This is a genomic window from Streptomyces sp. NPDC054883, from assembly GCF_053610645.1.
This window is the reverse complement of sequence record NZ_JBSGYT010000045.1, coordinates 1-24,515: the sequence shown is the minus strand read 5'-3', so window position 1 is coordinate 24,515 and position 24,515 is coordinate 1. Positions and strand designations below refer to the sequence as shown.

Sequence of the window (24,515 nt, the reverse complement as noted above, 5' to 3'; positions counted from 1 at the left end):
TGGTTCGCCACTCCGGATCAGTGGCAGGGGAAGCCGAGGAGGTGACGGCCGTCGTGCATCCACTCGTGGACGGTGTTGCCCTCGAAGAGCGCGGTCGCGCCCTGCTCGGCGCCGACGAGGTAGAGCAGGAAGAGCGTCACGATGCCCGCGAAGACGGCCCAAGGGGCCAGCGCGGAAAGGGAAATCGGGGCAATGGCGGCGGGCGCCGTCGTGGGCGCGGCAGAGTGGGCCATGGCAGAACCTCCAGAGGGAACACGCGTCCCGGTCAGTGGTGCTCTTTGACGAAGGTGGCGGGTCTGACTTCCCTCCCCGTACTCCTGCGGGAGGTTTCACAGTGGCGCGACCGTGCCGGATTCTCACCGGTACTTCCGTCATACCGTCGTCATGTCGTCCGTGACCGTACCGCGCGCCTGGCTTGAACACCACGGCGTGTGGGCGCCGTCTCACGCCCCGGGCGCGCGCCCGCCCGCCGGCCCTACCCTTTTCCCATGCCCGTTGTACGCCTGCGTCTGGTGACGCCACCGCTCGGACCGGCCGCCCGGCAAGGGCGGTTCGGGTACGGAGAGCCCTGCCCCGGACACGACGGCCTGCGCGGCCCCGACATGGGGGAGTGGGCGGGCCGGACCCTGGACGAGGTCGCCGCCGGGGACCCGGAGGCGGTCGGGCAGTGGCTCACGGATCCGTCGTACGCGCCCCCGGGCGGCGGGGAACCGGTGGCGGCCCTGATCGCGCGCACGGGCGCCCACCTCGCCGGGCTCGTGCCCGGCAGCTACCGCGCGGTGGTGGAGCAGGCCGTCGTACGGGCGGCCGTGGTGTACGCCCTGGAGCTGCCCGCGGCGGCCTTCTGGCGGCTGGACGTCCGGCCGCAGGCCGTCACCACCCTCACCGGACGCTCCGGGCGCTGGAACCTGCTCGTGGGACAGCCGGACGGCCCGGACCCCGCGACGCGGTCCGGGCCGAACTGAACGGCGCGCGCGGGCCGTACGGCGCGCGCGGTCGTTACGCGACGATCCAGTCGCTGGTCGCGATGACCGGCTGCACCCCGTCCCGGTGGATGGTGCCCTCGATCAGGCCGTACATCCGGTCCGCCGCGAAGTAGACCTCGTTGTCGTTCTTGAGGCCGAAGGGCTCCAGGTCGACCAGGAAGTGGTGCTTGTTGGGCAGGTTCAGCCGGACCTCGTTGATCCGCGGGCAGTGGTCCAGCACCCGCTCGGCCATCTGGTTCAGGGTCTGCTGGAGCGAGTACGAGTACGTCTCCGCGAACGCGTCGAGCAGGTGCTTGCGGGCCTTCTTGTACGACCGGTCCCAGTCGTACCCGGCGTCGTCGGCGGCCAGCGCCGAGTGCGCCCAGCGGGCGGTGACCTTGGTGGCCAGGATGCGGTCGTACGCCTCCTGGAGCGTCGTGTACTTGTCCTTGATGTAGCCGTGGAACTCGGAGTTCGTCGAGTTCATCACCGTCAGGTCCTTCAGGCCCGAGATGACCTGGAGCCCGGTCGTCTCGCTGTACATGACCTGCGCGGTGCGCACTTCCTGTCCCTTGCGGACGAAAGAGTGCTGTTCCTTGCGCGTCGGCACCGGGATCCGGTCCCAGACGTACTCCTCGATGCGGATCTGCGCCTCGCGGATCGGCTCCTGGGAGGAGACGAAGTGCTTGGCGAGGAGGATGCCGAAGGCCTCGGGCGAGTCGATGCCGTGTTCCTTGGCGAAGGCGTACACCGTGTTCTTCGTGGTGTCCGTCGGAAGGCAGTTGGCGTTGTCGCCGGTCAGGTGGACGTCGCGGAACTCACCGCGGAGCGCGACCGAGACGTTCAGGTCACGGATCTCGTGCCACGAACCGTCGCTGCCCTTGCGGGTGACCTTGACGACGCGGTTCTCGGCCTTGCCGTACTGGTTCTGGGCCAGGACGTGCTTGCTCATGCTGTCTTCCTTCGGGTCTCGGGAACACGGAGTCCGGTGGTCTGGATCCCGTACGCCCGGCGTCCAGCGTCCGCCCGAAAGAAGGCGTGCCGCTCCCCGCCGTTCGACCCGCGCGGGGCCGCCCCGGGACTGACGTGCATCCCGGTCCGTAGGTGCTGGGTGGTGCGCGGTGCTGCTCCGTACCGCTCCCCGGATTGCAACACGCGCATGGCGCGATCTCCACCGCACGGATCATCCGAACACCCGCACCCACGGATTGGGCGACCCCACAGCAGCGGGGCGGTTCGCGCAGGTCAGGCCATGTGCGCGTCTGCCACCGACAGGGCCTCGTCGAGGATCGCCAGGCCCTTGGCCACGTCCTGCTCCGAGATGTTGCACGGCGGCGCGACGTGGATCCGGTTGCCGGCGGTCAGCGGCCACAGGCCGCCCTTCTTGCAGGCCGCCCCGAACGCGGCCATCGGCGCGTTGTCGCCGCCCGAGGCGTTGTACGGGACGAGCGGCTCGCCCGTCTGTGCGTCCCGCACCAGCTCCAGCGCCCAGAAGGTGCCCAGGCCCCGGACCTCGCCGACGGACGGGTGCCGCTCGGCGAGCGCGCGCAGGCCCGGCCCCAGCAGCTCGGCGCCGGTGCGGGCGGACTGCTCGACGATGCCCTCCTCCTCCATCGTGGTGATGGTGGCGACCGCGGCGGCGCAGGCCAGCACGTGGCCGGAGTACGTCAGCCCGCCCGGGTAGGGCCGGCGGGCGAAGGTCTCGGCGATCGCGGCGGAGATGGCGACGCCGCCGAGCGGCACGTACCCGCTGGTGACGCCCTTGGCGAAGCACAGCAGGTCGGGGGTGACGTCCCAGTGCTCGCAGGCGAACCACTTGCCGGTGCGGCCGAAGCCGACCATGACCTCGTCCAGGATGAAGACGATGCCGTGGCGGTCGCAGAGCTCGCGCACCCCGGCCAGGTAGCCGGGCGGCGGCACGAGCACGCCGGGGGCGCCGCCGACCGTCTCCAGGATGACCGCGGCGATCGACCGGGGGCCTTCGAAGACGATGGTGTCCTCGAGGTGGCGCAGGGCGCGGGCGCTCTCTTCGGCGTCGGTGGCGGCGTGGAAGGGCGAGCGGTAGCGGAACGGGCCCCAGAAGTGCACGACGCCGGCGGTCGCCGAGTCGTTGCCGAAGCGCCGGGCGTCGCCGGTCAGGTTGATCGCGGCGGACGTGGCGCCGTGGTACGAGCGGTACGCGGCCAGTACCTTCGGCCGGCCGGTGTGCACGCGGGCCATCCGGACGGCGTTCTCGACGGCCTCGGCGCCGGCATTGGTGAAGAAGACCTTGTCGAGGTCACCGGGGGTGCGCTCGGCGATGAGGCGGGCGGCCTCGGAGCGGACGTCCACGGCGAAACCGGGGGCGACGGTGCAGAGCTTCCCGGCCTGCTCCGCGATGGCGGCGGCGACCTTGGGGTGCTGGTAGCCGATGTTCGTGTAGACGAGCGCGCTGGAGAAGTCGAGGAAGCGGTTGCCCTCGTAGTCCCAGAAGTACGAACCCTCGGCCCCCGCGACGGCGAGCGGATCGATGAGTTCCTGCGCCGACCAGGAGTGGAAGACGTGCTTCCGGTCGGCGTCTTTCACGGCGGCGTGGGCGTCGGCGGCTGCGTTCATAATCCGAGGGTAGTTGTCCAGAATGTGGACAACTGCCCCGCCGGACCTGACGGATCCGGCGGAGGGGCTTCGACGCGGGCCCGCGGCCGGACTAGCGTCGGCCGCCGGTCACCGGAACGGGCTCGTCGGGGCGGCCGGGGGAGGCGGCCCGGGAGGTTTCCGCACGGGGGTGGGAAACGTCCCGGCCGAAGCGCCCGTGGCGTGCGTCGGGCGAGTCCGTGCCGGTGGGCCGGCTCACATTGCGGAATCGGGTTCCCGCCATACGGAAGATGCCCGACGCCAACCCGAGGCGCTTCCGGGGGTGGTCGGGAAGGGGTGCATAAAGGAATATCGGGATTGGTCGCCCCGGGCGGGGGTAGGTGCGGCGCGCAGGAGTGCGCGCGGAGACGGGCGCGCGGACACGTGCGCGCGGAGACGGGAGGCCCTGTGGCCGAGCAGACTCGGAGGCTGGTCCTGGGCGGCGCGACGACCGGTGTCGTGACCCGTTGCCGGGACTTCACGAGGCAGGCGCTCACGGACTGGCAGTGGCCCCGTGACCCCGAGGCGATGGAAGACGTGCTCCTGCTGGTCTCGGAGGTCGTCACCAATGCCTGCCTGCACGCCGGAGGCCCCCGTGAGCTGGTCCTGCGTCACAGCCCGGAGGGCCTGCGGGTGGAAGTCAGCGACGACAGCCCCGAGCCGCCCCGCCGCCGCCCGCCGGGCGACCGCAGCCGGCCCGGCGGCCACGGCCTCATCGTGCTGGAACGGCTCGCGACGAAGTGGGGCGCCGAACCGTCCGGCGGTGCGTTTCCCGGGAAGACGGTCTGGCTGGAAGTGCCGCCTCCCGCTCTGCCCCGCGACCCGCGCCCCGCTCCGTTCCCCGGTCCGGGCCGTCCGCCGCTGACCGACGGCACCCCGGGGCCCCGGGACGGGTCTCGGGACAGTTCTCGGGACGGCTCTGCTCCTCCTCCGCGTCCGTGAGGAACTCCTCGCGGAGCCGGGTCAGGGTCCGGTTCAGCAGCCGCGAGACGTGCATCTGCGACAGTCCCAGCAACCCGCCGATCTCGGACTGCGTGAGCTCCTGCCCGAAGCGCAGCTCCAGCAGCGTCCGCTCGCGCGGGGAGAGCCCGGCCAGCATCGGCTTGAGCGACTCCAGGCACTCGATCAGGTCGTACGCGGGCTCCTCCTCGCCCAGCGCCGTCGGCGCGGCGTAGGGGTCGTGGTCGCTCTCCTCCTGCGCGGGGGCGTCCAGGGAGCGCGCGGAGTAGGCTCGCGCGGCCTTGCGGCCCTCGACCAGTTCCTCCGGCGTCACGTGCAGCTGCTCGGCGAGTTCCGTGTCGGTCGGCTCGCGGCCGAGGTCCTGTTCCAGGGCGTCATGGGCCTTGGCCGTGTCGATGCGCAGCTCCTGGAGCCGGCGGGGCACCTTGACGGCCCAGCTGGTGTCGCGGAAGAACCGTTTGATCTCGCCGGTGATGGTGGGCATGGCGAACGAGGTGAACTCGACACCGCGATCCGGGTCGAACCGGTTGATGGCCTTGATCAGGCCGATCGTGCCGACCTGGACGATGTCTTCCATCGGCTCGCTGCGGCCCCGGAAGCGCCGGGCGGCGTACCGCACCAGGCTGATGTTCAGCTCGACGAGGGTGTTGCGGACGTACGAGTACTCGGCGGTGCCTTCCTCCAGCCAGGCCAGCCTGCGGAACAGGGCCACCGAGAGGGCCCTGGCCTCGTGGGTCGCGACGTCTGTGAGCTCTGTACGTTCCATCAGTCTGCGCTCCTGCGACGGAGGGGTCCCGCGAAGGGGCCGTCGTTGCGCTGTCCAGGGGGATATACCCGTCCCAACCATTCCGTACCCGGAAGTTTTTCCCGCTTTCCGGTTCACTCCCCGGGTTGCGGCAGCACGGTTTTGTGCAGGGTCGTCACCGTCCCGAGGCCCAGTACCTCCCGGGGCCAGGACGTCCGCGGCACCAGGACCGCCCGGAAGCCGAGCCCCTCGTAGCGGGCCAGGGCAGCCGGATCACCGGCGGCCACCTCCAGCCGGATCCGGCGGCACCCCTGCTCGGCGGCGACCGCTTCGACGCCCTCCAGCAGCAGCGCCTCCACGCCCCGCCCCGGCCCGCCCGGGTCCACGGCGACGCCGTCCACGACGAGCTCGCCGCTCCCCGGCGCGGGCTCCAGCAGGGCCCGCAGGTACGCCCGCCACAGGCCCTTGACCTGCCCGTACTCAGCCCGCACCGCGGCCGTGTCACCGCCCACCAGGCCCCGCCCGGCGAGCCGGTACCCGGCCACGCCCAGCACCCGGCCGTCCTCCGCGACGGCGGTCAGCGCCCGGTCCGGGGCCAGGTGCGCGGCGATGAACCGCCGTCCGGCCTGGGCGGGGCCCAGCGCGGCGCCGAGCCGCCCCGCAGGCCCGCCAGTACAGCTCGGCGACCCGTTCCCGGGCTCCGGCCCCCTCGGGCACCCCGCGCAGCAGCGTCGTCATGGGCGTCAGCGTAGGCACGCGGACCGTGCGCGCGGGGCTCCCCCGGGGGGCCAGCCCCCGTACGGCCGTCCCGGCAGCCGGATGGGGCGGCGCCGCGCCGTCGAGAAACATGGGGTCATGCCCACACACCGCCGCCGCAAGGCCGCCGCCGTCGCCCTTTCCGCCCTGGCCGTCGTCACCGCCCTGACCGGCGCCGCCGCCCCGCGGGCCACCGCCCTGACCGGGTCCGCCGCCACCGTGCCCGCCCTGGAGTGGAAGGACTGCACCCACCGGGGCGCCCTGCCCGGGCAGCAGTGCGCGACGCTGCCCGTCCCGCTCGACTACCGCGACCCGGGCGGCCGGCAGCTCGGTCTCGCCGTGTCCCGGCTGCGCAGCGACCGCCCGCAGGCCCGGCGCGGAACCCTGCTGGTGATCCCCGGCGGGCCGGGCAGCTCCGGCGTCAAGCGGCTCACCTCGAAGGGCCCGGATCTGGCCCGGGAGACGGCCGGCGCGTACGACCTCGTCTCCCTGGACCCGCGCGGCGTCGGCGACAGCACCACCGCCTCCTGCGGGCTGGCCGAGGAGGACCGGCACCTGGTCACCCTGCGCTCCTGGCCCGGCCCCGACGGCTCGATCGCCGAGAACGTGGCGCGCTCGCGCAGGGTCGCCGAGGCCTGCGCCGAGCACGGCGGGCCCGAACTGCGCAGCTTCACCACCGCCAACGAGGTGCGCGACATCGACCGCCTGCGGCAGGCGCTGGGCGAGCGGAAACTGTCCGCGTGGGGCACCTCGTACGGGAGCTACGTGGGTGCGGTGTACGCGCAGCGGTTCCCCGAGCACACCGACCGCTGGGTGCTGGACAGCAGCGGTGACCCCGACCCGTCCCGCGTCGCGCGCGGCTGGCTCGCGAACATGTCGGCCGGCGCCGACGACCGCTTCCCCGACTTCGCGGCCTGGGCGGCCGACCCGGCCAGGGACGCCGAGGGCCTTCGGCTCGCCGCACACCCCGAGGACGTCCGCCCCCTGTTCCTGGAGGTCGCGGCGGAGCTGGACCGGGAGCCCCGGCGGTCGAACGTCCCGGGCGTGCCGCTGACCGGCGCCCGGCTGCGCCAGGCGCTCCAGACCAGCCTCTACGGCAACTCCTTCGCCCCCTTCGCCCGGCTCCTGCGGGCCGCTCAGGACCCGGCCGCCGAACCCGTGCTGACACCCGACGTCTCCGGACCCATGCCGGACCCGGACGCGGCGGTGACGGTCGGGGTCATCTGCAACGACGTGAGCTGGCCCGGGGACGTCGCCGCGTACGAGCGCGCCGTCGCCGCCGACCGGACCGCGCACCCGCTCACGGGCGGAATGCCGGCGAACATCACCCCCTGCGCCTTCTGGAAGGACCGCCCGGCGGAGCGGCCCACCCGGATCACCGCGAAGGGGCCGTCCAATGTCCTGATGATCCAGAACCTGCGGGACCCCTCCACCCCGTACTCCGGCGCCCTCAAGATGCGCGAGGCGCTCGGCGGGCGGGCCCGGCTGGTCACCGTCGACGCGGGCGGCCACGGCTCCTACCTGGGCACCGGCAACGCCTGCGGCGACCGGGCGGTGACCCGGTTCCTCACCACGGGGCAGCGGCCGCAGGGCGACACGTACTGCGGGAGCTGACCCCCGCACCTACCCTGAGTGCAGGACAGGGTGCAGGACAGGGAGAACCGGTCGTCCAGAGGGAGCGGTCCATGACCCGGCGTCGTTCCCCACGGCCGGCGAGCGCGGACGACCTCCTGACCACGCTCGGACGGCTCACCGCCCAGGCGCGGCTGGGGGCCGAGTTCCAGCAGGCCCGGGTGGAGCTGGCGGAGGCCCTGCAGCGCGAGATGCTGCCCGCCTCGCTGCCCGACGTGCCGGGACTGCGGACCGCGGCCCGGTACGCGCCGGCCCGGCACGGACTGGACATCGGCGGCGACTGGTACGACGGCTTCCGGCTCCCGGACGGGTCGCTCGCTTTCTCCATCGGCGACGTACAGGGCCACGACGTGGAGGCGGCGGCCTTCATGGGCCAGATCCGGATAGCCCTGCGCGCGGTGGCCGCCGCCGCGACCGACCCGGGCGACGTACTGGGACGGGCCAACGACCTGCTGCTGTCGGTCGGCCGGGACCTCTTCGCGACCTGCAGTTTCCTCCGCTTCGACCCCCGGACCTGGCGGCTCGAAGGCGCCCGCGCCGGGCACATCCCGGCGGTGTGGGCCACGGTGGACGGCGCGTACGGCATCGCGGAGGACGACGGCGGCCTCCCGCTGGGCGTGCTGGCCGGGGGCGACTACCCCGTGACGGCCCGGCCGCTCGCGCGGGCGGGCGCGTACGTCCTGCTCACCGACGGGGTGGTGGAGGGGCCCTCGTTCCCGATCGAGACGGGGCTGGGGCAGGTGGCCCGGGTGGTCCGGGACGGTGCGGCGGCCGATCCGGAGGAGCTGGCCGCGGAGGTGCTGCGGGTGGCCGACTCCACCGGTCACGCCGACGACGCGGCGGTCCTGGTGCTGCGGCACGACGCGCCGCCGCCCGCATAGGGCGTGTCAGGAACCCGCGCGGGGCCGGCGCCGTTGTCTCATACGTGGGGTGAGCACCGAGCGAGGGCAGCGGCGGCGAGGTCTCTCCCCCGCCCTGTCGCCACCGCGTCCGTTCCCCTTGCGGCAGGCGGCGTGGATCCTCGCGGTCGCCGCCGCCTACTACGTCACGGGCCGGCTGGGCCTGCTCCAGCGCCTGGTCGTCGCGGGCGCGCAGGTCACGCCGTTGTGGCTGTCGACCGGGATCGCCGTCGCCGCCCTGCTGTGGCGGGGCGCGGGAATCTGGCCGGGCATCACCCTGGGCACGTACCTCGTCATGCGGGCGCTCGGCCCGGTCGATCCGAGCGGGCTCGCCATCATCGCCGGCAACACCCTCGCCCCGCTGTGCGCCTACGCGCTGCTCCGCCGGGCGGGCTTCCGCACCGAGCTGGACCGGCTGCGCGACGGGCTGGCGCTGGTGTTCCTGGGCGGCCTGCTCCCGATGCTGCTCAGCGCGACCGTCGGCGCCGGGGTGCTGGCGCTCACCGGGAGCCTGCCGTGGAGCGGGTTCTGGCCGGTGTGGGCGGCCTGGTGGGCCGGCGACGCGATGGGGGTGCTCGTGGGGACGCCGCTGCTGCTGGCCCTGCCGCTGATGGGGCTGCCGCGCGACCTGTACCGCACGGCCGAGGCGGTGGCGCTGGCGGTCGTGACCGTGCTGGTCACCCTGCTGGTGACGCGCAGCCCGCTCTCGCTGCTCTTCCTCGTCTTCCCGCTGCTGATCTGGGCCGCCGTCCGGTTCCAGCTGGTGGGGGCGGCGCCGTGCGCACTGCTGATCTCGGTGGCGGCGGTGTCGGCGGCCACCGAGCGGGCGGGGCCCTTCGCGCACCACGGCACCCTGGAGGTGATGGCCAACCTGATGGCCCTCAACGGCTCGGTGGCGCTGACCGCGCTGCTGCTGTCGGCGCTGGTCACCGAGCAGAACAACGTCCGCTCGAAGATCCAGCAAGCCTGCGAGGACCTGGCCGAGCTGGTGAACCGGCTGTCCCCGCGCCCCCGCGGCTGAGCGCCGGGCGGCGGTGGGCCGCCCCGGCGGCTACTCGCTGACCAGCACCGGGATGGTCAGTACGGCACTGGCCGGGGTGCCGGTGAGCCGGCCCGGCGACACGGTGAAGTCGATGCCGTCGCCCGCCGCGCGGGGGCCGTCGTGGTGCTCGGAGCCGTGTGCGTCCTCGCCCTCCTCCTGGTACTGGAACGCCCCGGTGCCCACGAGGTGGCCGGAGGCGTCGTAGTAGGCCACCGCGAGTTCGAGGGCCAGCGTGTCGCTGACGTCCGCCGTGATGGCCACGTGCCCGGTCACGGTCTGCCGGTCGGTGAGGGCCAGCCGCTCCAGCCGCACCCGGTCGGTGAACGGCCCCTGCTCCACGCGGACTTCACCCTGCCGGGCGGGCTGCGCGAGGACGGCGGCCGGTGCCGGCGCGCTGCGCGGCGCGGGCAGGGCCACCGGCGAGGCGGCGCCGGTCGGCGCCCCGGCGGGGGCGGCGTGCCGCGCGCCGCCGGAGCAACCGGTGACGAGGGCGAGTACGGCCAGGGCCGGGACCAGCGCGGCCGCGGTGCGGCGCAGGGGGTGTCTCATCGAACGCTCCTGAAAAGGGGCCGGGGCCGGGGGGAGTCGCCCCCGGCCCCGGGACCGTGCGAAGGGTCAGTGCTGCTGGGGCGAGCGGCCGAACAGCGAGCGGTACATCTTCGAGTAGAGCTCGGTGTTGTTCTGGCTCGCGGCGAACGCGCTGCCGTTCGGGCCGTACGCGAAGATCGGCACGTCGGCGCCGGTGTGGTTGCCGGACAGGTAGGTCAGCCACAGGCTGGCCTCGGGGCTGCCGTCCTGCACGCCCGGCGCGTCGTCCGGGGTGCGGAAGGTGGCCGGCGCGAAGTTCTTCGCGTCACCCGAGCCGGCGCCGTTGACGATGCCGGTCGAGCGGGTGGTGTCCTTCGCGCCCGAGGCGGCACGCGAGGGGACGCTGTTGTTCGCGGTGTTGCCCGCGTCGGTGTTGGCCGGGGGCGCGACGGCCTCGGCGTTGGTGTAGGTGCCGTGCTCGATGATGTTGAAGCCGGCGCACTCGTGGTCGGCCGTGACGATCACCAGCGTGTGGCCGTCCTTCTTCGCGAAGTCGTACGCGGCCTTCACCGCGTCGTCGAACGCCTTGACCTCGCCGAGCGTCTGCGCTGCGTCGTTGGCGTGCGAGCGCTTGTCGATCTGGGCGCCCTCGATCTGGAGGAAGAAGCCCTTGCCCTTGCCGCGCTCCTGCTGCTTGCGGTCGGAGAGCAGCGAGATCGACTTGCGGGCCATGTCGGCCAGCGTCGGCTCCTGCTTCTGCGGGGCGTCGGCGGGCAGACCGGCCTTGGCCTGCTCGACCGTCAGGTTGCCGCGGTTGAAGAGGCCGAGGACCTTCTTGCCGTTGGCCTTGTCGAGGTCGGCCTTGGTGGCGACCTTCTGGCTGGCGGCGGTCTGGGCGGGCAGCGAGGCGTCGCCGAAGCTGCCGAGCACCTGGTAGCCCTGGGCCTGGAGGGCCTTCTGGTCGTCCGGCTCGAAGCGGGCGAGACCGCCGCCGAAGACGACGTCGGCGGTGCCGTTGCGGGCGATCTGCTCGGCGATCGGCGTGATCAGCGTCTTGTCGGCGGGCGCGCCCTCGTACGTACCGTCCTCCTTCTTGGGGAGGCAGGCGGCGTCGGAGTAGACCGGGCCCTGGCAGCCGCGCAGCAGCGCGTGGCTGAACTGCGCCGCCGGGGTGGCGTCGGTGATCTCGGCGGTGGAGACGTTGCCCGTGGCGAAGCCGGCCGCCTTGGCCTGTTCCATCAGCGTGGCGGCCTTCTTCTCGTACGAGTCCACGCCGATCGCGGCGTTGTACGTCTTGACGCCCGTCGACCAAGCGGTGGCGGAGCTGGCCGAGTCGGTGACCAGGGAGGGCTTGGCGGTGCCCTTCTCGACGGCGTAGGTGGCGACCGCGCCCGTGAAGGGGAGGGTCTCCATGGTGAGCTTCCCGCCCGCCCCGTAGTACCGGTCGCGGGCGGCCGTGACGTGGGTGCGGCCCATTCCGTCACCGAGCAGGTAGATGACGTTCCGGATTTCCTTGCCGTGCTCGCTGTTCTGCGGCGCGGAGTTGGCGGTGACCGCGGTCCCGGCGGCCACGGTCCCCGCGAGGGCCAGAACGGTCAACGTCTTCACTGGTCTGCGGCGCATGTGCTGGGAGATCCCCTCGGGAAGGACGACGCGGTCCCCCCGAAGCTATGAGCGCCACATGAACAGACCCTGCTCAACGCGTGACCACCACCCGAACGCAGGAAACCGTCCCCTCGCCCGGCCCCCCGACCCGCAGCGCCGGCCCCCGGCACGGTCATGGGCGAGCGGCGCGGTGTCTCAGCACTCGTCCCGGGCTGCGCCGCTGCGCCGACAGCCCTCAGCGCAGCCGGGCCGCGACCTCGTCACGCAGCCGGGGGAGCAGCGCGTACAGCCGGTCGCCGGGGCAGGCGGTGTCGTTGAAGTCCCGGTGCCCCCAGATCTCGGCGGGATCCAGCCCGTACTGACCGCAGACGTGCGCACACAGCTCCGCCAGGGCTTCGAATTGCCGCGGAGGCGGCTCGACGCCCGTGTAGGTCCCCTCGGTCTCGATGCCCACCGCCACGTCGTTCTGCCCGACGCAATGCGCGGAACGCACCTGCCGCAGGCCCTCGTTCAGCTCGGCGAGACTGCGGTGGCGCCCCTCGGTGACGTACGCCCCCCGGCTGACGGTGAAGTGCTGGCCCGTGTCGATCCAGCCGCGGGTGTCCATGTGCAGGTTCTGGACCGCCCGGGCGAGAGCGAGGGCCCGGCCGAGGGAGAAGTCCTCCAGGTTCCTCGTCGCCGTGTGGTGGACCACGATCCGGCGCGGCGGCGAAGCCAGGACGACCACGTCCTCGGCAGGCGGCCGCGCCCCCCACGCCTCGCAGCCGATGATCCCCGCCACCGAGCGGACCGCGCCACCGGTGCCCACACGACGGGCGCGAGCCCCAGCACGGAGCCGAGGGCGAGCCGCCTGCTGATGAGCCGCGAGTGCGCTGTCTCCAGGGACGCCTGGCCAGGATGAATTCCCACGGCTTGCGCAACGATCAGATGATCAAGAGGAAACGTACGGCCACCCTTCTGCCGGACTGCTTCGTGCTCTACCCCCCTGGCCAGGGCACTCCGGCGAGTCGGGGCCCGCGGAGGGCGGAAACGAATGCCAAGGGCGCCGGTCGGGCTGCCGCGTCTGGTCCCTTGATGACCGCTGTCGACCGCCTTTACCGGCACTTTGTGGCACGACCTTCCGTCATCCGCGCCACTCGAACAGGACGAGCGTCGCGTCGTCCGAGGTGGTTTCGCCGCGTGCCCGCTTGAGGGTGTGGGACAGGTCCCGGGCGACCGTGCGGATCCCGTGTTCAGCCTGCTCCAGCTGGTTCACCCAGTCGATCAGCTGCTCCTCGCCGAACTGTGCCTGCCCGCTTTGGTGTTCTTCGATCAGGCCGTCGGTGAAGCAGAGGACGCGGTCGCCCGGCTCCAGAGCCACCGCGCTGACCTGTGGCTGGGCCCCTCCGAAGCCGACGGGGAGGGTCGTGGGGCTCTCCAAACGGCGTACGACGCGGTGCGCGCGGATCAGCATCGGTGCGGGATGCCCCGCGTTGACCCACTGGAGGCGCCCCGTGTCCGTGTCCAGACGCATCATTTGGGCGGTCACGAAGTGGTCCGGGTCGAACTGCTCGGCGACGGCCCGGTCCATGAAGAGGTAGATCTCGGACAGTTCGATGCTGATCCGGCGGGCGTGGCGGTACGCGCCGATGGCCACCGTGGCCATCGTGGCCGCGTCCAGACCGTGCCCCATGGCGTCGACCATGGCCAGGTGCAGGACATCGCCGTTCAGGGCGTAGTCGAAGCTGTCCCCCGCCACGGCGTAGGCGGGCTCCAGGACTCCGGCCACCGCGACGCGCGGCATCACCATCGACAGCGGGGGCAGCAGGGACCACTGGATCTCCGCGGCCACGCTCATCGGTTGACTGCGGCGAGTGCGGAAGAAGAGGTCGGTGTAGCCGTTCTTCGTCTCCAGCAGGTCGGCCGCCAGGCCCGCGATCCTGCGCAGGAGCCGACGGGTGTCGTCGTCGATCCCGTCCAGGGTGACCGCGAGGACCCCCACCTGGTCGCCGCCGTCCAGCAGGGGCAGGTGGACCCGTATGCCGTCGGGCATCAGGACTTCGACCGGACGTGACTCCAGGAAACACCGGCCGGCTGCGGACCGGTCGATGGACTGCGGATCACCTGTGGCCAAGCCGCCGACGGGCAGCGGGACCAGCTGTTGCTGTCCGTAGTCCTGGAGCAGGACCTGTGGTTCGCGGCCCCCCATCCGGGCCACCGTCTCGGCGACGAGCGGGCAGACCAGATGGGGCGGCAGCTCGGGCGCCTGGTCGAGGAGCAGCCCGAGCAGTTCCTCTCCGAAGCTCTCCGAGCGGTCTGGTTCCCCGCGCCCTCCGACGGTCATCCTGTTGCCTCCAACCGGGCGGCGGGCCGGCGTCCGGCTGCACGGGCGGCGTGGCCTCCAGGATGCTCCCCTGCGATCGGGCACGCCACACGGCTCCCGTGCCCCGAGCGGCCTCCACCATTCGGATTGCCCCATGGGCCGGTGCCGCGGGGGCCCCGGACCACACCGTTCGCCCGGCGTGCGCGTCCCGCGCACGCCGGCCGATGAGGGGAGTACGGCCGAGCACGCGGAGCTGACCATGACGGTTGGCGTGTCAGGGACTACACCCAGGACGATCTGGAAGCGCTGATCCGTGTTGCTGCGGAGAGCGGCACGGCCGAAGAGCCGCCTCTCTTCCCGCTCTCGAACGCCGTGGCGGCCCTCCCGGCTCTCCACCCGGCGGTGGTAACCACCGCGGACGAGGTGGTGGGCCGACGGCGCGGTGCTGGCGACCGCCAGCGGGCTCACACCCGCCGACATCGTCCATGTGGCGCACCATCTCCCACATCCAGTTCGAGCGCACCTTCGGCACCGGAACCCGGGTCCGCCCCGACACCGAGGACTCCCTGGGCACCATCAGCGACACCAGGCCGACGGTCGGCTCGGCCATGGCCGAGGAGGTCGCCCGTATCCAGGGGCTGTCGTTCGGATCAGGCCGGCCCCGTGGCCGTTCCTTCCTCCTCGGCCTCCATGCGCCGGATCCCCCCGTGGGTGAGGGTGACCATCGCGGGGGTGTTGCCCGGCTCCCAGTCGACGGTGATCAGCCCTTCGCCCGCCAGGTAGGTGCAGGCGGCGGCCAGGTCCTCTTCCGGCACGTGCAGATCGCGCCGCAGCTGTGCTCCGGTGATGCCGAGGAGGCGGTTGCCTTCGACGGCTTCGTACAGGACCTGGAGCACCTGATCGCGGTAGGTCTTGCGTTCGCGCAGTGTGGCCATGACCGCGTCCTTTCGTGTGTGGGGGCTCCGGGGCCGGTTGGGGCTTCTCAGATCTCGTCGGAGTGGGCGCCGGAGCCGACGCGGGTCCTACTGGCGGCCAGCCACGAACGGGCAGGTCCGGCGGGTGCCGTCGTGTCCACGGTGAGGTGGAGGCGGGTGTCGCCGTCGAGGCCGGGGTAGCTGCGCTGTTCCGCGCCTGCGAAACAGCTGCGCAACGCCTCCGCGACCGCGCGGGCGGCTTCCGGCGTGCGCGCGGTGATCCGTACCTCCGCGTGCCCGAGCAGCGGCAGTGTCTGGGGCTCGATGTCCTTCACGTGGGCGTGCTTCCCTTCGGGGGTGGGCGAGGGGCCGGCGGGTCGGGGTGCGCGAGGCACCCCGACCGTTGCCCCCGGCCGGAGGAAGGTCCGTTCCCTCACCGGTCGGCATCCGCGTGGTGGGCTCGACGACCGGTGTCGTCCGGCAGGCCGGAAGGCCTCGGCAGGGGGTCGCTGAAGTGGTAGGCCGCGATCCGCGCGTCGTGCTGGGCGTTCAGCAGATGTATCCAGCGCATTCCGATGCCGATCATGAGGATGATCACCGCGATGAGGACGATGGTCTCCACGGAGCTCACCTCCAGCCTTTTCCGGGCAGCGGCAGGGCGGATCTGCCCATCGGGTTCCCGGAGGGGGACATACAGGCCCCGCCTTCGCTCTCCCACGCGGCCTCGCGGCGGCGGGCGTCGCGGATGCCGCGCCCGATGACGGTCTCGTTGGCCATGAGGACGCCCGCGGTGAGGACGCTGCCCGGGAGCGCGGCGGCGGCCATCAGACGGGCCGCAGCTGCGGGCCCGGTTTCGGGCGGGACCACCAGGAGGTCCCAGCGGCCGACGGTGTAGGCGAGCAGGATCAGCTTGTCGGGGTCCTGTTCGGTGAACCAGCCCACGTGCAGCGTGCGCCCGTCCATGGCAACCGTGTGCGGGACGACGGGCCAGCGGGTGGGATTGACCGTGACGCGGGTGACGCGGCCCCAGGGTTCCTCCAGGGCGGCGACGAGCGGTGGGAGCTCGGCCTCGAGGTCACGGGAGCGCGGCCACCATGCCCCGTCCAGCCGGCCGGCGAGCATGGTCTTAGGGGTGAGGGACAAGCGGGCCGGGAACTCCGCGGCGAGGTCGCGGGACGCGGTCCGGTCGAGGGTGGTGGTCATGATGCGGACCTGCCCTAAGGCTGCCCGTCGGCAGCCCGGTTCCTAGGCGATCGCCGGAAATGACACCTGCGTGTAAGCCGGTGTGCGAAGTACTCCCGGTGCTTTCACTGTACGCCTCTTCGGCGGACTCTGACCGGCGTGACCAGGCAGTTTCCCGCGGGCGGCGGAGCGGGCGGCGGGAGCATCGTGAAACGGCCAAAGGCCGGCGCACGTCGCCGGCCGGCACCGGCGTCGGCTCCGACCTGCGTCGGTACCGGCTCCGACCTGCGTCGACGTACGGCCGTACCCGAGGGATGGGCGGACCCTCATGGCTGACTCCGACACCCCCCGCACCCGCCCGCTGCTCCTGCCGGATGCGATCCACCCGGCGATCAAGCCCGGTACGGCGCTGTTGCGGCTGGAGACCACCAGCTTCCGGTCGGGGCTCCTGGACGGTGCGTGGTGGCCGCGCACGCGCGACATCGAGACGGAACCGTCCGCGCTGATCAGCGTGTTGACCAGGGATCTCGGACCGATCACCCGGGTGGGGGTCGACGCGTCCGCCTGGGACGGCCTCCCGACCCGCCTGGTCATCGACGGCCGGGTCGTGCACCTCGACTCCGACCCGGTCGGTGACGACACCGTTCTCATCACCCGGGGCCGCACCGACCACTTCGCCTTGCTGCTGGTTCCTCCCGACACCACCGCCGATGCCGCCCGGGAAGCGATGGCCCGCGCCGTCCGCGGTCTCCTTCGGCGTCGGACGGGGTGCAGCAGAGCCCGGCCGGAGTGACGGCGGAACGACCGGGCTCTGGGCAGTGACGGCGGACCGGCCGGGCTCTGGGCGTGCGGGCGATCGGTGCTCTGGTCAGAGCCCTTCGTCGTGCAGGTCCTCTTCGCGCAGCAGGTCGTTCTTCCTGCCGCGCGAGGTCTCCTTCCCGCGGGGTGTCTGCCCCTTCTCGCGGGACTGCCTGCCCGGCTGGGGCTGCGCGGGGTCTCCGGGGCGACGATGTTCCTGCGCCTCGCGGCCCTTGCCCGGCTCCTGACGCTTGCCCTGCGTACCGTCCATGACGGCGTCTCCTCTTGGTGCGTGGGGTTCGGATTGCTCCCCGGTCACGCTGACACGCACAGCGACGGTCTGCATCATGTCGGCTGCGAAGCGAGGCACACGGATGACGCTCCTCAGCGGTGTGGCAGCGTCGTAAGGGCGGCCGTCCCTTCAGTGCCGAGGAGGGACGCGATCCCCACCGCGCCCACCGGCGTCGGCACCTACGGCGCGACGACGGTGATGCCGCGACGACGGTGGTGCAACGACCCCGGCACATTCACCTGCCGGGGTCGCCCTTCCGGACGTCACACGTGAGAGTGCGACGGCCTATTTACCAGGATATGCCCCTTGACGGCATTCCGGCGGTGGGGTTTCCTCCCGCCGCCGTACCAAGCCGGTCGCCATGGATCCAGCGCGCTTCGATCGTGGCCGGGCAAGACCGGTCATCGTGATGCGGGCGGGTGCTCCACCTCGGAGCGTGCCGGATACCGTCGCGCGGCGTGGATGCCCACGTGGCTCATGGTCGTGCCGCCGTCGGGGAAGTCGGCGGTTCCGGTCACCGCGCCGGCCGCCGGCTCACGGCTTCGACGGTCGGGCTGACCGGGTCCGCCGGCCCGGGCTGAGCCGGCACGAGTGCTGGTTCTCCCCGGACCGCAGCCCGCCCCTTCCCGAAGCCCAGCGGCCGGGCAGACCGCGAACACAGACACCCCAAAGACCGGTAGAAGCGGTCCGGAAGGAACACGGCATCCGCGACGACCATCACTCCGGAGAAGATCGGCAGCCCCAAGAGGACCGCGATCCCCAGGTGCAGGCCCGCCAGCATGATCAGCACGGGGTATTTGAGCCTGCCGAACAGTACGAACGGGAACGCGACCTGCAGCAGCACCGTCAGGTAACCGGCGACGGCGACCGCGACCGGGTGTTCGTCCAACAGGAGGGACAGCGCGGGCCATGGCCGGAAGAGGTCGAGGTTCAGCACGTAGTGGAGGGCGGTCCCGTTGCCCCAAGAGCCGCCCTGCACCTTGTACAGGCCGGCGGATCCGTAGAGGAAGCACACCTGGGCGGCGATGACGAACATGCCGCAGTTGTGCAGCACGGTGCTCGCGGTGCGACCGAACTCGCGGAACCGGCGGCGCTGGCGCCCGCCGTCCGCTGCCGGCCTCGACTTCCTGCGTGCGTCCATGGACCAGCGTCGACCGCACGCGGTGAAGACGAGGTACACGGCCATGAGGAGGAAGAGGTTGTCGCCTCCGTCCGTCATGAAGACGGCCCGCGCGTGGAACGACGCCACCATCACCGCGAACAGCACGGACACCGCTCTGGTCCGCCAACCGAGCATGAACAGTACGGACGTCACGACAGCCGCCGCGTAGCAGCATTCGAAGTACGCACGGCTGTCGGAGAGGGTGAGGATGCTGACCCACCCGGTCTGGTCGAACAGCTGCCGCGCCAGCGCGGGCGTCCAGGGCGATCCCGGACCCCAGATCTCGTCGCGGTGCGGGAACTCGCGGAGCAGGAAGACGAGGTAGAGCAGTCCGTACCCGATGCGCAGGACCGCCGCGCCGTACAAGGAGACCGGCCGCTCGATCAGCAGGGCAACGAGCACGCCCAGGCGGTCGAGCATGCGCTGCGCCGCCGGTCGGGTGGGCGTGGCTGCCGGTGTCGGCTCAGTCTGTTCCATGGGGGGCCACCTTCCACCAGGGCAGGTAACGGGTGTCGATGGGTGCGGCCTGGCGGATAGCGCCTGAGGCGTCCGGGGTGGTGACGGGGAGCGTGATCACCCGAAGCTGGATGGAGTCGAAGGAACCTGGCCGGTGGGCGGCGACGCGGTCCGCCGCGATGTTGCGCAGGTACGTCTGCATCATCACGGCCCGCTCGGAATGCGGCTCGTCGTCACCGCCGAACGCTTCGAGGTACGAACTCCAGGCCCGGCGCAGCATGTTCTGCGCCGTGTGGCTCGGGAAGGGGTCGTGCTCGACGGCGGAGCCGTCCACGGCGCTCAGGTCGAACCAGCCGCTCACCCGCACGCTGCCGTCAGGGGCGGTGTACCTGGTCCTCGCCGAGAGTTTGCGGTTGACCGACTCCGGATCCGGGGCGAAGAGGCGCCAGTTCTGCTCGAAGAGCGGATATACCCATGCGTTGATCGGCCCGCTGTACAGCTGTGAGACGGCGTTCGCCGGCGCCACATGCAGGAAGACCACGAGCACGTGGATCAGCGTCGTTGCCAGACACAGGACGATGAAGGTTCCTGTTCCTACCCCCAGCGGGCGGCGCGGCCCGGAATCATCCGAGTACGACTCCGGACCGCCGTCGTGGTCCTCCACCGCAGGCCCGGATCCTGAGTGCTCCGTTTCCTTCACGTCCGTTGACGTGACGCCACCCGGCACGATCCCACCCGGCCTTCCCATCCCGACTGCTCACCCATCCGTTCCTTCCGGACTTGCGCGAGCGGCGCGCGACGGAACCGAGGAAGATCCGCCGCGCGCCACCCGCCCTACTCGTGTGTCGCGCGTGACTGCCTGGGCATTCAGGCCGCCTCGGGAGCTACGCGCGACTTACCGCAGACGATCCGCATGGCGTGCGGAGTGCTCACTCGTCGTGGCCCCAGCCGTCGTGCTCGTCGCCCTGACCGCCGTACCCGTTGTCCGGCTCCTCGCCCTGACCGTGGTCGGGCTCGCCCTGACCGTGGTCGGGTCCTTCGTGGTTCCCGTAGTCGGGCCCCTCGTGGTGCCCGTGCTCGTGTCCGCCGTGATCCCCGTGGTCGGGACGGCCCTGCTGCTCGTGCTCGTCGTGCTCGTCGTGACCCGGCCACCCGGGGACGTCATGGCCAGGCCAGCCGGGCTTGCCCGGCTTGCCGGGCGGCTTGGGAACACCGCCGGTTGTGCCACCGTTGGTTCCGCCCGTCGTCGCGCCCGTGACGCCGCCCGTCGTGGTACCCGCTACGAGGCCACCGCCCGTCGTCACACCGCCGAGCACGCCGCCGAGCAGGCCACCATTGGCGCCGCCGGTCGTCGCACCGCCGAGCACGCCGCCGAGCAGGCCGCCAGCCGTGGAGCCACCGGTCGTGGGACCACCGGTCGTGGTGCCACCCGTCGTCGGGCCACCGGTCGTGGTGCCGGCGACGACGCCGCCCGTGACCAGACCGCCCGTGGTTCCGCCGGTGGTGCCGGCGGCACACGTCCCGCGGTTGATCGTGTTGGTGTCCATCGTCACCGCGCCGTTACGAGCCAGCGCCCGTCCGTCGATGTCCGCGCCCGTGGTCAGAGAGATGGAGGTCAGGGCCATGATGGTGCCGACGAAGTTGGTTTCGGTGCCGAGGGTGGCCGAACTTCCGACCTGCCAGAACACGTTGCAGGGCGAGGCCCCGTTGATGAGGGACACGTTGCTGGAGCTTGCCGTCGTCAGACCCGAACCGACCTGGAACACCCACACGGCGTTGGGGTTGCCCTGGGCGTTCAGGGTGAGGGTGCCGGTGAGTCCGAGAGTGGAGGGGGCGGTGTACACGCCGGGAACCAACGTCAGGCCCCCGGCGTCCGGGGGAAGAGTCGCGTCCGCCGGCTGCCCGGCGGCGTTGTCGTACGCCACGACCAGGTCGCTCTTGGCTTGGAGGCCCACGGGGTCGACAGGGCCGGAGTGCACGGTACCGTTCACGATCCCGGGCGGGAATCCGCTGATGGCTGTTCCCGGACTCACTCCGAGGTCGCCGGTGATGACCGTGGGGCCGGTGTTGGTGATCTCCGAGCCGGCCAGCACGGCAAAGCTGGCGGCCGTGCCCAGAGGTACGGGTGTTGCGATCGCATGTGCCCGGGTCGGCGTCACCGCGACCACGGCAGAGGCGATCACCGTGGCGAGTACCGTCGCGATCCAGACCGGCGTTGTGCGCTTTAGCGCCGCGCCAGAGATATTCAGCGTCATCGAGGGGCCAACTCCTGTGAGTGGATGGTGACGTAATGGACGGTCTCGACCGCACAGGACCGTCTCACTATGGCTGGCATATTACGCAGAAACTTGCAAAAAGTCGGGATCTGTTCGGCGATTTCCGTCTCATCCGCCATTCGTGCCGACGGGCCGATAATGCAAATAACTGAATCGGATTAATGAGCCGTGTGGGGGAAGCCGGTATTTCTCTGGACCCTCGGCCCGGGCTGCCGCAATCCATGAGGCAACGGTGGGAACCGAATCGATTGGCGGCCGTGCGCGACACGACACCAGGACGGATCCAACTCCCCCTGGGGCATGGCAGTGTGCTCACCGGAACAGGGGTTGCAAGGAGCGGAGGAACACGTCCCGTGGGCGTCGACATCAATCCCACCGTCAGCAGGCGCCGCTTGGGATCGGAGCTACGCCGGCTCCGGCAGGCCGGCGGTATGACGACGCAGCATGTGGCGGAGCGACTGCTGATCTCCCAGCCCAAGATCAGCCTCTTGGAGAACGGCCGCCGCCTCATCAAGCCGCGCGACGTGCGCGATCTCTGCCGGCTGTACGGAGTCCAGGACCAGCGGCTCGTCGACGACCTGATGCGGCTGGCCCGGGAATCGGGCCGACAGGGCTGGTGGAACGCCTACGGCGACATCCCGTACGGCGCCTACATCGGACTGGAGGCCGAGGCCGCCGCGATCCGGACCTACGAGCCCCTGGTGATCCCGGGCCTGCTGCAGACCCCGGCCTACGCCCGGGCGGTCATCGCAGGAACGATCCCTCACGCCGCCGACGACCAGGCCGCCACCCGCCTCCAGGTACGGCTGCGGCGCCAGGACCGGCTGGCTGCTCCCGAAAACCCGCTGCGCTTATGGGCCGTACTGGACGAAGCGGCGCTGCGGCGCGTCGTGGGCAGCCACGAGGTCATGCGCGAACAACTGGAGCATCTGAACAGCCTCGGTGCCCAGCCGCACATCACCGTGCAGGTACTCCCGCACGAGGTGGGGGCGCACCCCGGTGTCTCCGGGCAGTTCTCGCTGCTCGAATTCTCCGGCGCCGCCGATGAGAGTGTGGTGTATCTGGAAAGGTTCACCGGCGACCTCTATCTGGAGAAACGATCCGAGGTGCGGCTCTACAGCGACATGTATGCGTATTTGCAGGCCCAGGCGTTGAGCCCGGACGGCGCCCGGCAGTTCCTCGCCGAAATCGTCAAGGCATACGTCGGCACGGCATTCCGGGCGGCGCACTGAGGAGCAGGCGGCTTCCCGCCGGACTTCGGTCACCCTCGACCCCCTCGCCCTACGGATCACCAAGGCGGCCCCCGAGCCGAACACCGGCCGCCGCGCCGAGGGGGACACCAAGTCGGCCGGCTTCCGCTTCTCCGACCTGCGCCACACCGGCCTCACCCTGTCGACGCAGTCGCGGGCCACGCTGAAGGACACGATGGTCCGCGCCGGCCAGTCCTCGGAGAAGGCGGCGGTGATCTACCAGCGTGATGTTGCCGGTCAGATGCTTGTCCATGCGTCGAGGAAGGCTTTTCGCCCGGCCGGATCGGCTGATTTGTGGTCCGCGTGCAGGACGCGCCAGGCCGTGAGTTCGAGGTCCCGGAGCCACAGTTCGCCGATGACCTGCGTTTTCAGGTCGGGGAGGTGGTCGGACTCGGCAAGTGCCTGGCCGATGACCTCTCCGGCTGCGATGCGCTGGGGCGGCGTCATCTCGTCGACGGCCGAGAGGATCTGCCCGGCCAGACCGGTGCCTTCTCCGGACAGCGAAGTCAGCACGCAGGCCTTCATGTTGGCGGGCAGCAGGTAGAGCGAGCCCGAGGACCTCCACAAGTCCGACCAGAAGCGTTCTCCGGCCGCGGTGGGAGCGGGGAGAGCGGCCAGCAGTCCGAGGAGGTGTGCGGTGGCCGCGTATCCGTCGGAGTGGGCCGCTGCGACGACGGCGATGTCCGCGACACGCTCGACATCGATGTGGCCGGCTTCGAGGCGTGGGTCCAGTCCCAGTCGCTGTTCCAGCTGATGGGAAAGGGGGACGGATGCGTGGGAGCGGAACTCGGGAAGCATCGGCGATCCTTGGACGTAGGAGAGCGGAGAGACCCGTTCGGGAGCCCTCATCGTTCCCATGGCCCGTCGAATTACACGACTTCCACGACCCCGGTCGGTGGCAGACCGCCAGGACCGGACCCATGAGGCGGCTGAACCGGCCACGTCAGGCGAAGCCGGTCCGGCAGTCTGCGGCAGACCTCCGGGTTCGCCGCTCCGGGCAGGCTCCTAGCATGAACACATGGTCGCCAGTGATGCCCAGCAGTCCGGGTCAGGACGGGAAGCAGTGTCCCGAGACGACGCCGAAGCCGGTCGTGTTCATCCCGCACCAACGGTTGGAGGACGCGAGGACTCCCACCCCGTTGCCGACCTGGTCGAGCGAGCGGCCGATCTGGTGGAGCCGATCAAGCCGAAGCTACGAGGCTGGCTTCACGCAGGAATGGTCCCCGCAGCGCTGGCCGCGGGCATCGTCCTCCTCTGCCTGGCCGCGACACCGCAGGCCGCTCTGGCCTGCAGCGTGTACTCCGTCACCGCCTGGCTGCTGTTCGGGACGAGTGCCGTCTACCACCTCGGCACCTGGGGGCCACTCGGCGAGGCCGTTCTGCGTCGCCTCGACCACGCCAACATCTTCCTGATCATCGCAGGCACCTGCACCCCGCTGGCCGTGCTCCTTCTCCCCCCTGACCAGAGGTCCGTCCTCCTGTGGATCGTGTGGACGGGCGCGCTGGCGGGAATCACCTTCCGCGTCCTGTGGGTCGGAGCTCCCCGCTGGCTGTACACCCCGTGCTACCTGGCGCTGGGCTGGGCACCGGTGCGTTACCTGTCCGACTTCCTGCACAGTGGCGGGGCGGCCGTACTCGCCTTGATCGTGACCGGCGGCCTCCTCTACAGCGCTGGCGCGGTCGTCTACGCCCTCCAGCGCCCCGACCCCTCACCCCGCTGGTTCGGCTACCACGAGGTGTTCCACGCCTTGACCGTGGCAGCCTTCACCGCGCACTACACCGCCATCTTCCTCGTAGCCCACTGACTATGACGATGACGACCGACGCGTTGCGCGGTGCGCACGTCGCCCCTCAGCTTGTGCAGGGTAGGCACGCCGCTGGCTGCTCGTTCTGGCTCGTAGTGCTGGAGGGTGGCGGCGGAGGGAGAAGCCGCACACGCGGTACACCTGCACGCCCCGTCACCGCAGTAAAACGATCCATGGGCACGGGCACGCGGATACCGACGGGCACACTCACCTCAGGCCGAGGCCGACGGACCGGGCGATTCGGCGGCGCGGCGGTATTCGGCGTTGATGCGCTGGGCCTCTTCGAGCTGGTCTTCGAGGATGACGATGCGGCAGGCGGCCTCGATGGGGGTGC

General features: G+C 71.5%; 25 protein-coding genes and 3 pseudogenes. 9 read left to right on the top strand and 19 right to left on the bottom strand.

The features are described 5' to 3' along the window. Positions 1-17 precede the first annotated feature (17 nt). Positions 18-233 (bottom strand): CbtB domain-containing protein, encoded by a 216-nt coding sequence (locus ACWGH1_RS27310; protein ID WP_453356710.1) that lies wholly within the window; start codon positions 231-233, stop codon positions 18-20. 255 nt (positions 234-488) lie between these two features. Here ACWGH1_RS27310 and ACWGH1_RS27305 point away from each other — a divergent pair, with 255 nt between their 5' ends. Continuing rightward, positions 489-965 carry a histidine phosphatase family protein gene (locus ACWGH1_RS27305; protein ID WP_453356711.1) on the top strand — a complete coding sequence of 159 codons (477 nt, stop codon included), beginning with the start codon at positions 489-491 and terminating at the stop codon, positions 963-965. 34 nt (positions 966-999) lie between these two features. Here ACWGH1_RS27305 and pucL read toward each other — a convergent pair whose 3' ends face one another. Then, complete coding sequence (gene pucL / locus ACWGH1_RS27300) at positions 1,000-1,917, bottom strand: factor-independent urate hydroxylase (protein ID WP_453409085.1); 918 nt, start codon at positions 1,915-1,917, stop codon at positions 1,000-1,002. Between the two features lie 293 nt (positions 1,918-2,210). Further along, complete coding sequence (locus tag ACWGH1_RS27295; RefSeq protein ID WP_453354285.1) at positions 2,211-3,560, bottom strand: aminotransferase class III-fold pyridoxal phosphate-dependent enzyme; 1,350 nt, start codon at positions 3,558-3,560, stop codon at positions 2,211-2,213. Between the two features lie 546 nt (positions 3,561-4,106). Between ACWGH1_RS27295 and ACWGH1_RS27290 the strand changes: the two genes are divergently transcribed. Next, positions 4,107-4,520, top strand: a complete 414-nt coding sequence (locus ACWGH1_RS27290; protein ID WP_453354288.1) for an ATP-binding protein — start codon at positions 4,107-4,109, stop codon at positions 4,518-4,520. On the opposite strand, the pseudogene ACWGH1_RS27285 reads toward ACWGH1_RS27290, so the two are convergent. Next, positions 4,513-5,370, bottom strand: a pseudogene (locus tag ACWGH1_RS27285) (SigB/SigF/SigG family RNA polymerase sigma factor); the annotation flags it as partial. The gene ACWGH1_RS27290 and the pseudogene ACWGH1_RS27285 overlap by 8 nt on opposite strands. Before the next feature lie 47 nt (positions 5,371-5,417). After that, positions 5,418-5,837, bottom strand: a complete 420-nt coding sequence (locus ACWGH1_RS27280) for a GNAT family N-acetyltransferase (protein WP_453354284.1) — start codon at positions 5,835-5,837, stop codon at positions 5,418-5,420. A 301-nt stretch (positions 5,838-6,138) separates the two neighbouring features. Between ACWGH1_RS27280 and ACWGH1_RS27275 the strand changes: the two genes are divergently transcribed. From ACWGH1_RS27275 to ACWGH1_RS27265, 3 genes are all read left to right on the top strand, one after another. Next, positions 6,139-7,653: an alpha/beta hydrolase gene (locus tag ACWGH1_RS27275; protein WP_453354283.1), complete on the top strand. Its 1,515-nt coding sequence runs from the start codon at positions 6,139-6,141 to the stop codon at positions 7,651-7,653. Positions 7,654-7,724: 71 nt separating this feature from the next. Next, positions 7,725-8,552, top strand: a complete 828-nt coding sequence (locus ACWGH1_RS27270) for a PP2C family protein-serine/threonine phosphatase (RefSeq protein ID WP_453354282.1) — start codon at positions 7,725-7,727, stop codon at positions 8,550-8,552. A gap of 94 nt (positions 8,553-8,646) precedes the next feature. Continuing rightward, a complete protein-coding gene (locus ACWGH1_RS27265) occupies positions 8,647-9,591 on the top strand; it encodes an MASE1 domain-containing protein (RefSeq protein ID WP_453354287.1) in 945 nt (314 codons plus the stop codon). A 30-nt stretch (positions 9,592-9,621) separates the two neighbouring features. On the opposite strand, the gene ACWGH1_RS27260 is transcribed toward ACWGH1_RS27265, so the two are convergent. The 8 genes from ACWGH1_RS27260 to ACWGH1_RS27225 form a co-directional block, all read right to left on the bottom strand. Beyond that, positions 9,622-10,161 carry a hypothetical protein gene (locus ACWGH1_RS27260; protein ID WP_453409084.1) on the bottom strand — a complete coding sequence of 180 codons (540 nt, stop codon included), beginning with the start codon at positions 10,159-10,161 and terminating at the stop codon, positions 9,622-9,624. Between the two features lie 66 nt (positions 10,162-10,227). Beyond that, positions 10,228-11,763, bottom strand: a complete 1,536-nt coding sequence (locus tag ACWGH1_RS27255) for an alkaline phosphatase (protein WP_453355864.1) — start codon at positions 11,761-11,763, stop codon at positions 10,228-10,230. Positions 11,764-11,980: 217 nt separating this feature from the next. Beyond that, positions 11,981-12,553 carry a peptidoglycan recognition protein family protein gene (locus tag ACWGH1_RS27250; protein ID WP_453355863.1) on the bottom strand — a complete coding sequence of 191 codons (573 nt, stop codon included), beginning with the start codon at positions 12,551-12,553 and terminating at the stop codon, positions 11,981-11,983. A 315-nt stretch (positions 12,554-12,868) separates the two neighbouring features. Further along, complete coding sequence (locus ACWGH1_RS27245) at positions 12,869-14,068, bottom strand: PP2C family protein-serine/threonine phosphatase (protein ID WP_453355862.1); 1,200 nt, start codon at positions 14,066-14,068, stop codon at positions 12,869-12,871. A gap of 629 nt (positions 14,069-14,697) precedes the next feature. Beyond that, on the bottom strand, positions 14,698-14,982 hold the full coding sequence (locus ACWGH1_RS27240; protein ID WP_453355861.1) for a hypothetical protein: 285 nt from the start codon (positions 14,980-14,982) through the stop codon (positions 14,698-14,700). Between the two features lie 47 nt (positions 14,983-15,029). Then, a complete protein-coding gene (locus ACWGH1_RS27235; protein ID WP_453355865.1) occupies positions 15,030-15,296 on the bottom strand; it encodes a hypothetical protein in 267 nt (88 codons plus the stop codon). 98 nt (positions 15,297-15,394) lie between these two features. Beyond that, a complete protein-coding gene (locus ACWGH1_RS27230; protein WP_361312667.1) occupies positions 15,395-15,583 on the bottom strand; it encodes a hypothetical protein in 189 nt (62 codons plus the stop codon). A gap of 5 nt (positions 15,584-15,588) precedes the next feature. Then, the gene (locus tag ACWGH1_RS27225) at positions 15,589-16,164 is read right to left on the bottom strand and encodes a DUF5994 family protein (protein WP_453354141.1); all 576 of its coding nucleotides are present in this window, start codon (positions 16,162-16,164) and stop codon (positions 15,589-15,591) included. Between the two features lie 307 nt (positions 16,165-16,471). Here ACWGH1_RS27225 and ACWGH1_RS27220 point away from each other — a divergent pair, with 307 nt between their 5' ends. Continuing rightward, entirely contained in the window at positions 16,472-16,936 is a 465-nt protein-coding gene (locus ACWGH1_RS27220; RefSeq protein WP_453354140.1) for a DUF5994 family protein, read from the top strand. A gap of 75 nt (positions 16,937-17,011) precedes the next feature. Here the strand turns inward: ACWGH1_RS27220 and ACWGH1_RS27215 are convergent, their stop codons facing one another. The 4 genes from ACWGH1_RS27215 to ACWGH1_RS27200 all read right to left on the bottom strand — a co-directional run bounded on the left by ACWGH1_RS27215 (position 17,012) and on the right by ACWGH1_RS27200 (position 21,034). Next, positions 17,012-17,212 carry a hypothetical protein gene (locus ACWGH1_RS27215; protein ID WP_453354139.1) on the bottom strand — a complete coding sequence of 67 codons (201 nt, stop codon included), beginning with the start codon at positions 17,210-17,212 and terminating at the stop codon, positions 17,012-17,014. A 535-nt stretch (positions 17,213-17,747) separates the two neighbouring features. Further along, positions 17,748-18,815, bottom strand: coding sequence for an HTTM domain-containing protein (locus ACWGH1_RS27210; RefSeq protein ID WP_453354142.1), 1,068 nt, complete (start codon positions 18,813-18,815; stop codon positions 17,748-17,750). Between the two features lie 43 nt (positions 18,816-18,858). Beyond that, complete coding sequence (locus ACWGH1_RS27205; RefSeq protein ID WP_453354138.1) at positions 18,859-19,515, bottom strand: DUF5819 family protein; 657 nt, start codon at positions 19,513-19,515, stop codon at positions 18,859-18,861. 265 nt (positions 19,516-19,780) lie between these two features. Continuing rightward, a complete protein-coding gene (locus ACWGH1_RS27200; protein WP_453354137.1) occupies positions 19,781-21,034 on the bottom strand; it encodes an ice-binding family protein in 1,254 nt (417 codons plus the stop codon). 446 nt (positions 21,035-21,480) lie between these two features. Between ACWGH1_RS27200 and ACWGH1_RS27195 the strand changes: the two genes are divergently transcribed. After that, positions 21,481-22,359, top strand: coding sequence for a helix-turn-helix domain-containing protein (locus ACWGH1_RS27195; protein ID WP_453354136.1), 879 nt, complete (start codon positions 21,481-21,483; stop codon positions 22,357-22,359). Continuing rightward, positions 22,352-22,600, top strand: a pseudogene (locus tag ACWGH1_RS27190) (tyrosine-type recombinase/integrase); the annotation flags it as partial. The gene ACWGH1_RS27195 and the pseudogene ACWGH1_RS27190, both read left to right, overlap by 8 nt. Before the next feature lie 14 nt (positions 22,601-22,614). Here ACWGH1_RS27190 and ACWGH1_RS27185 read toward each other — a convergent pair. Then, a complete protein-coding gene (locus tag ACWGH1_RS27185) occupies positions 22,615-23,175 on the bottom strand; it encodes a hypothetical protein (protein WP_453354135.1) in 561 nt (186 codons plus the stop codon). A gap of 220 nt (positions 23,176-23,395) precedes the next feature. On the opposite strand from ACWGH1_RS27185, the gene trhA reads away from it, so the two are divergent. Then, positions 23,396-24,181, top strand: a complete 786-nt coding sequence (gene trhA / locus ACWGH1_RS27180; protein WP_453409083.1) for a PAQR family membrane homeostasis protein TrhA — start codon at positions 23,396-23,398, stop codon at positions 24,179-24,181. Positions 24,182-24,393: 212 nt separating this feature from the next. On the opposite strand, the pseudogene ACWGH1_RS27175 reads toward trhA, so the two are convergent. Continuing rightward, positions 24,394-24,515 (bottom strand): annotated as a pseudogene (locus ACWGH1_RS27175) (MerR family transcriptional regulator); the annotation flags it as partial.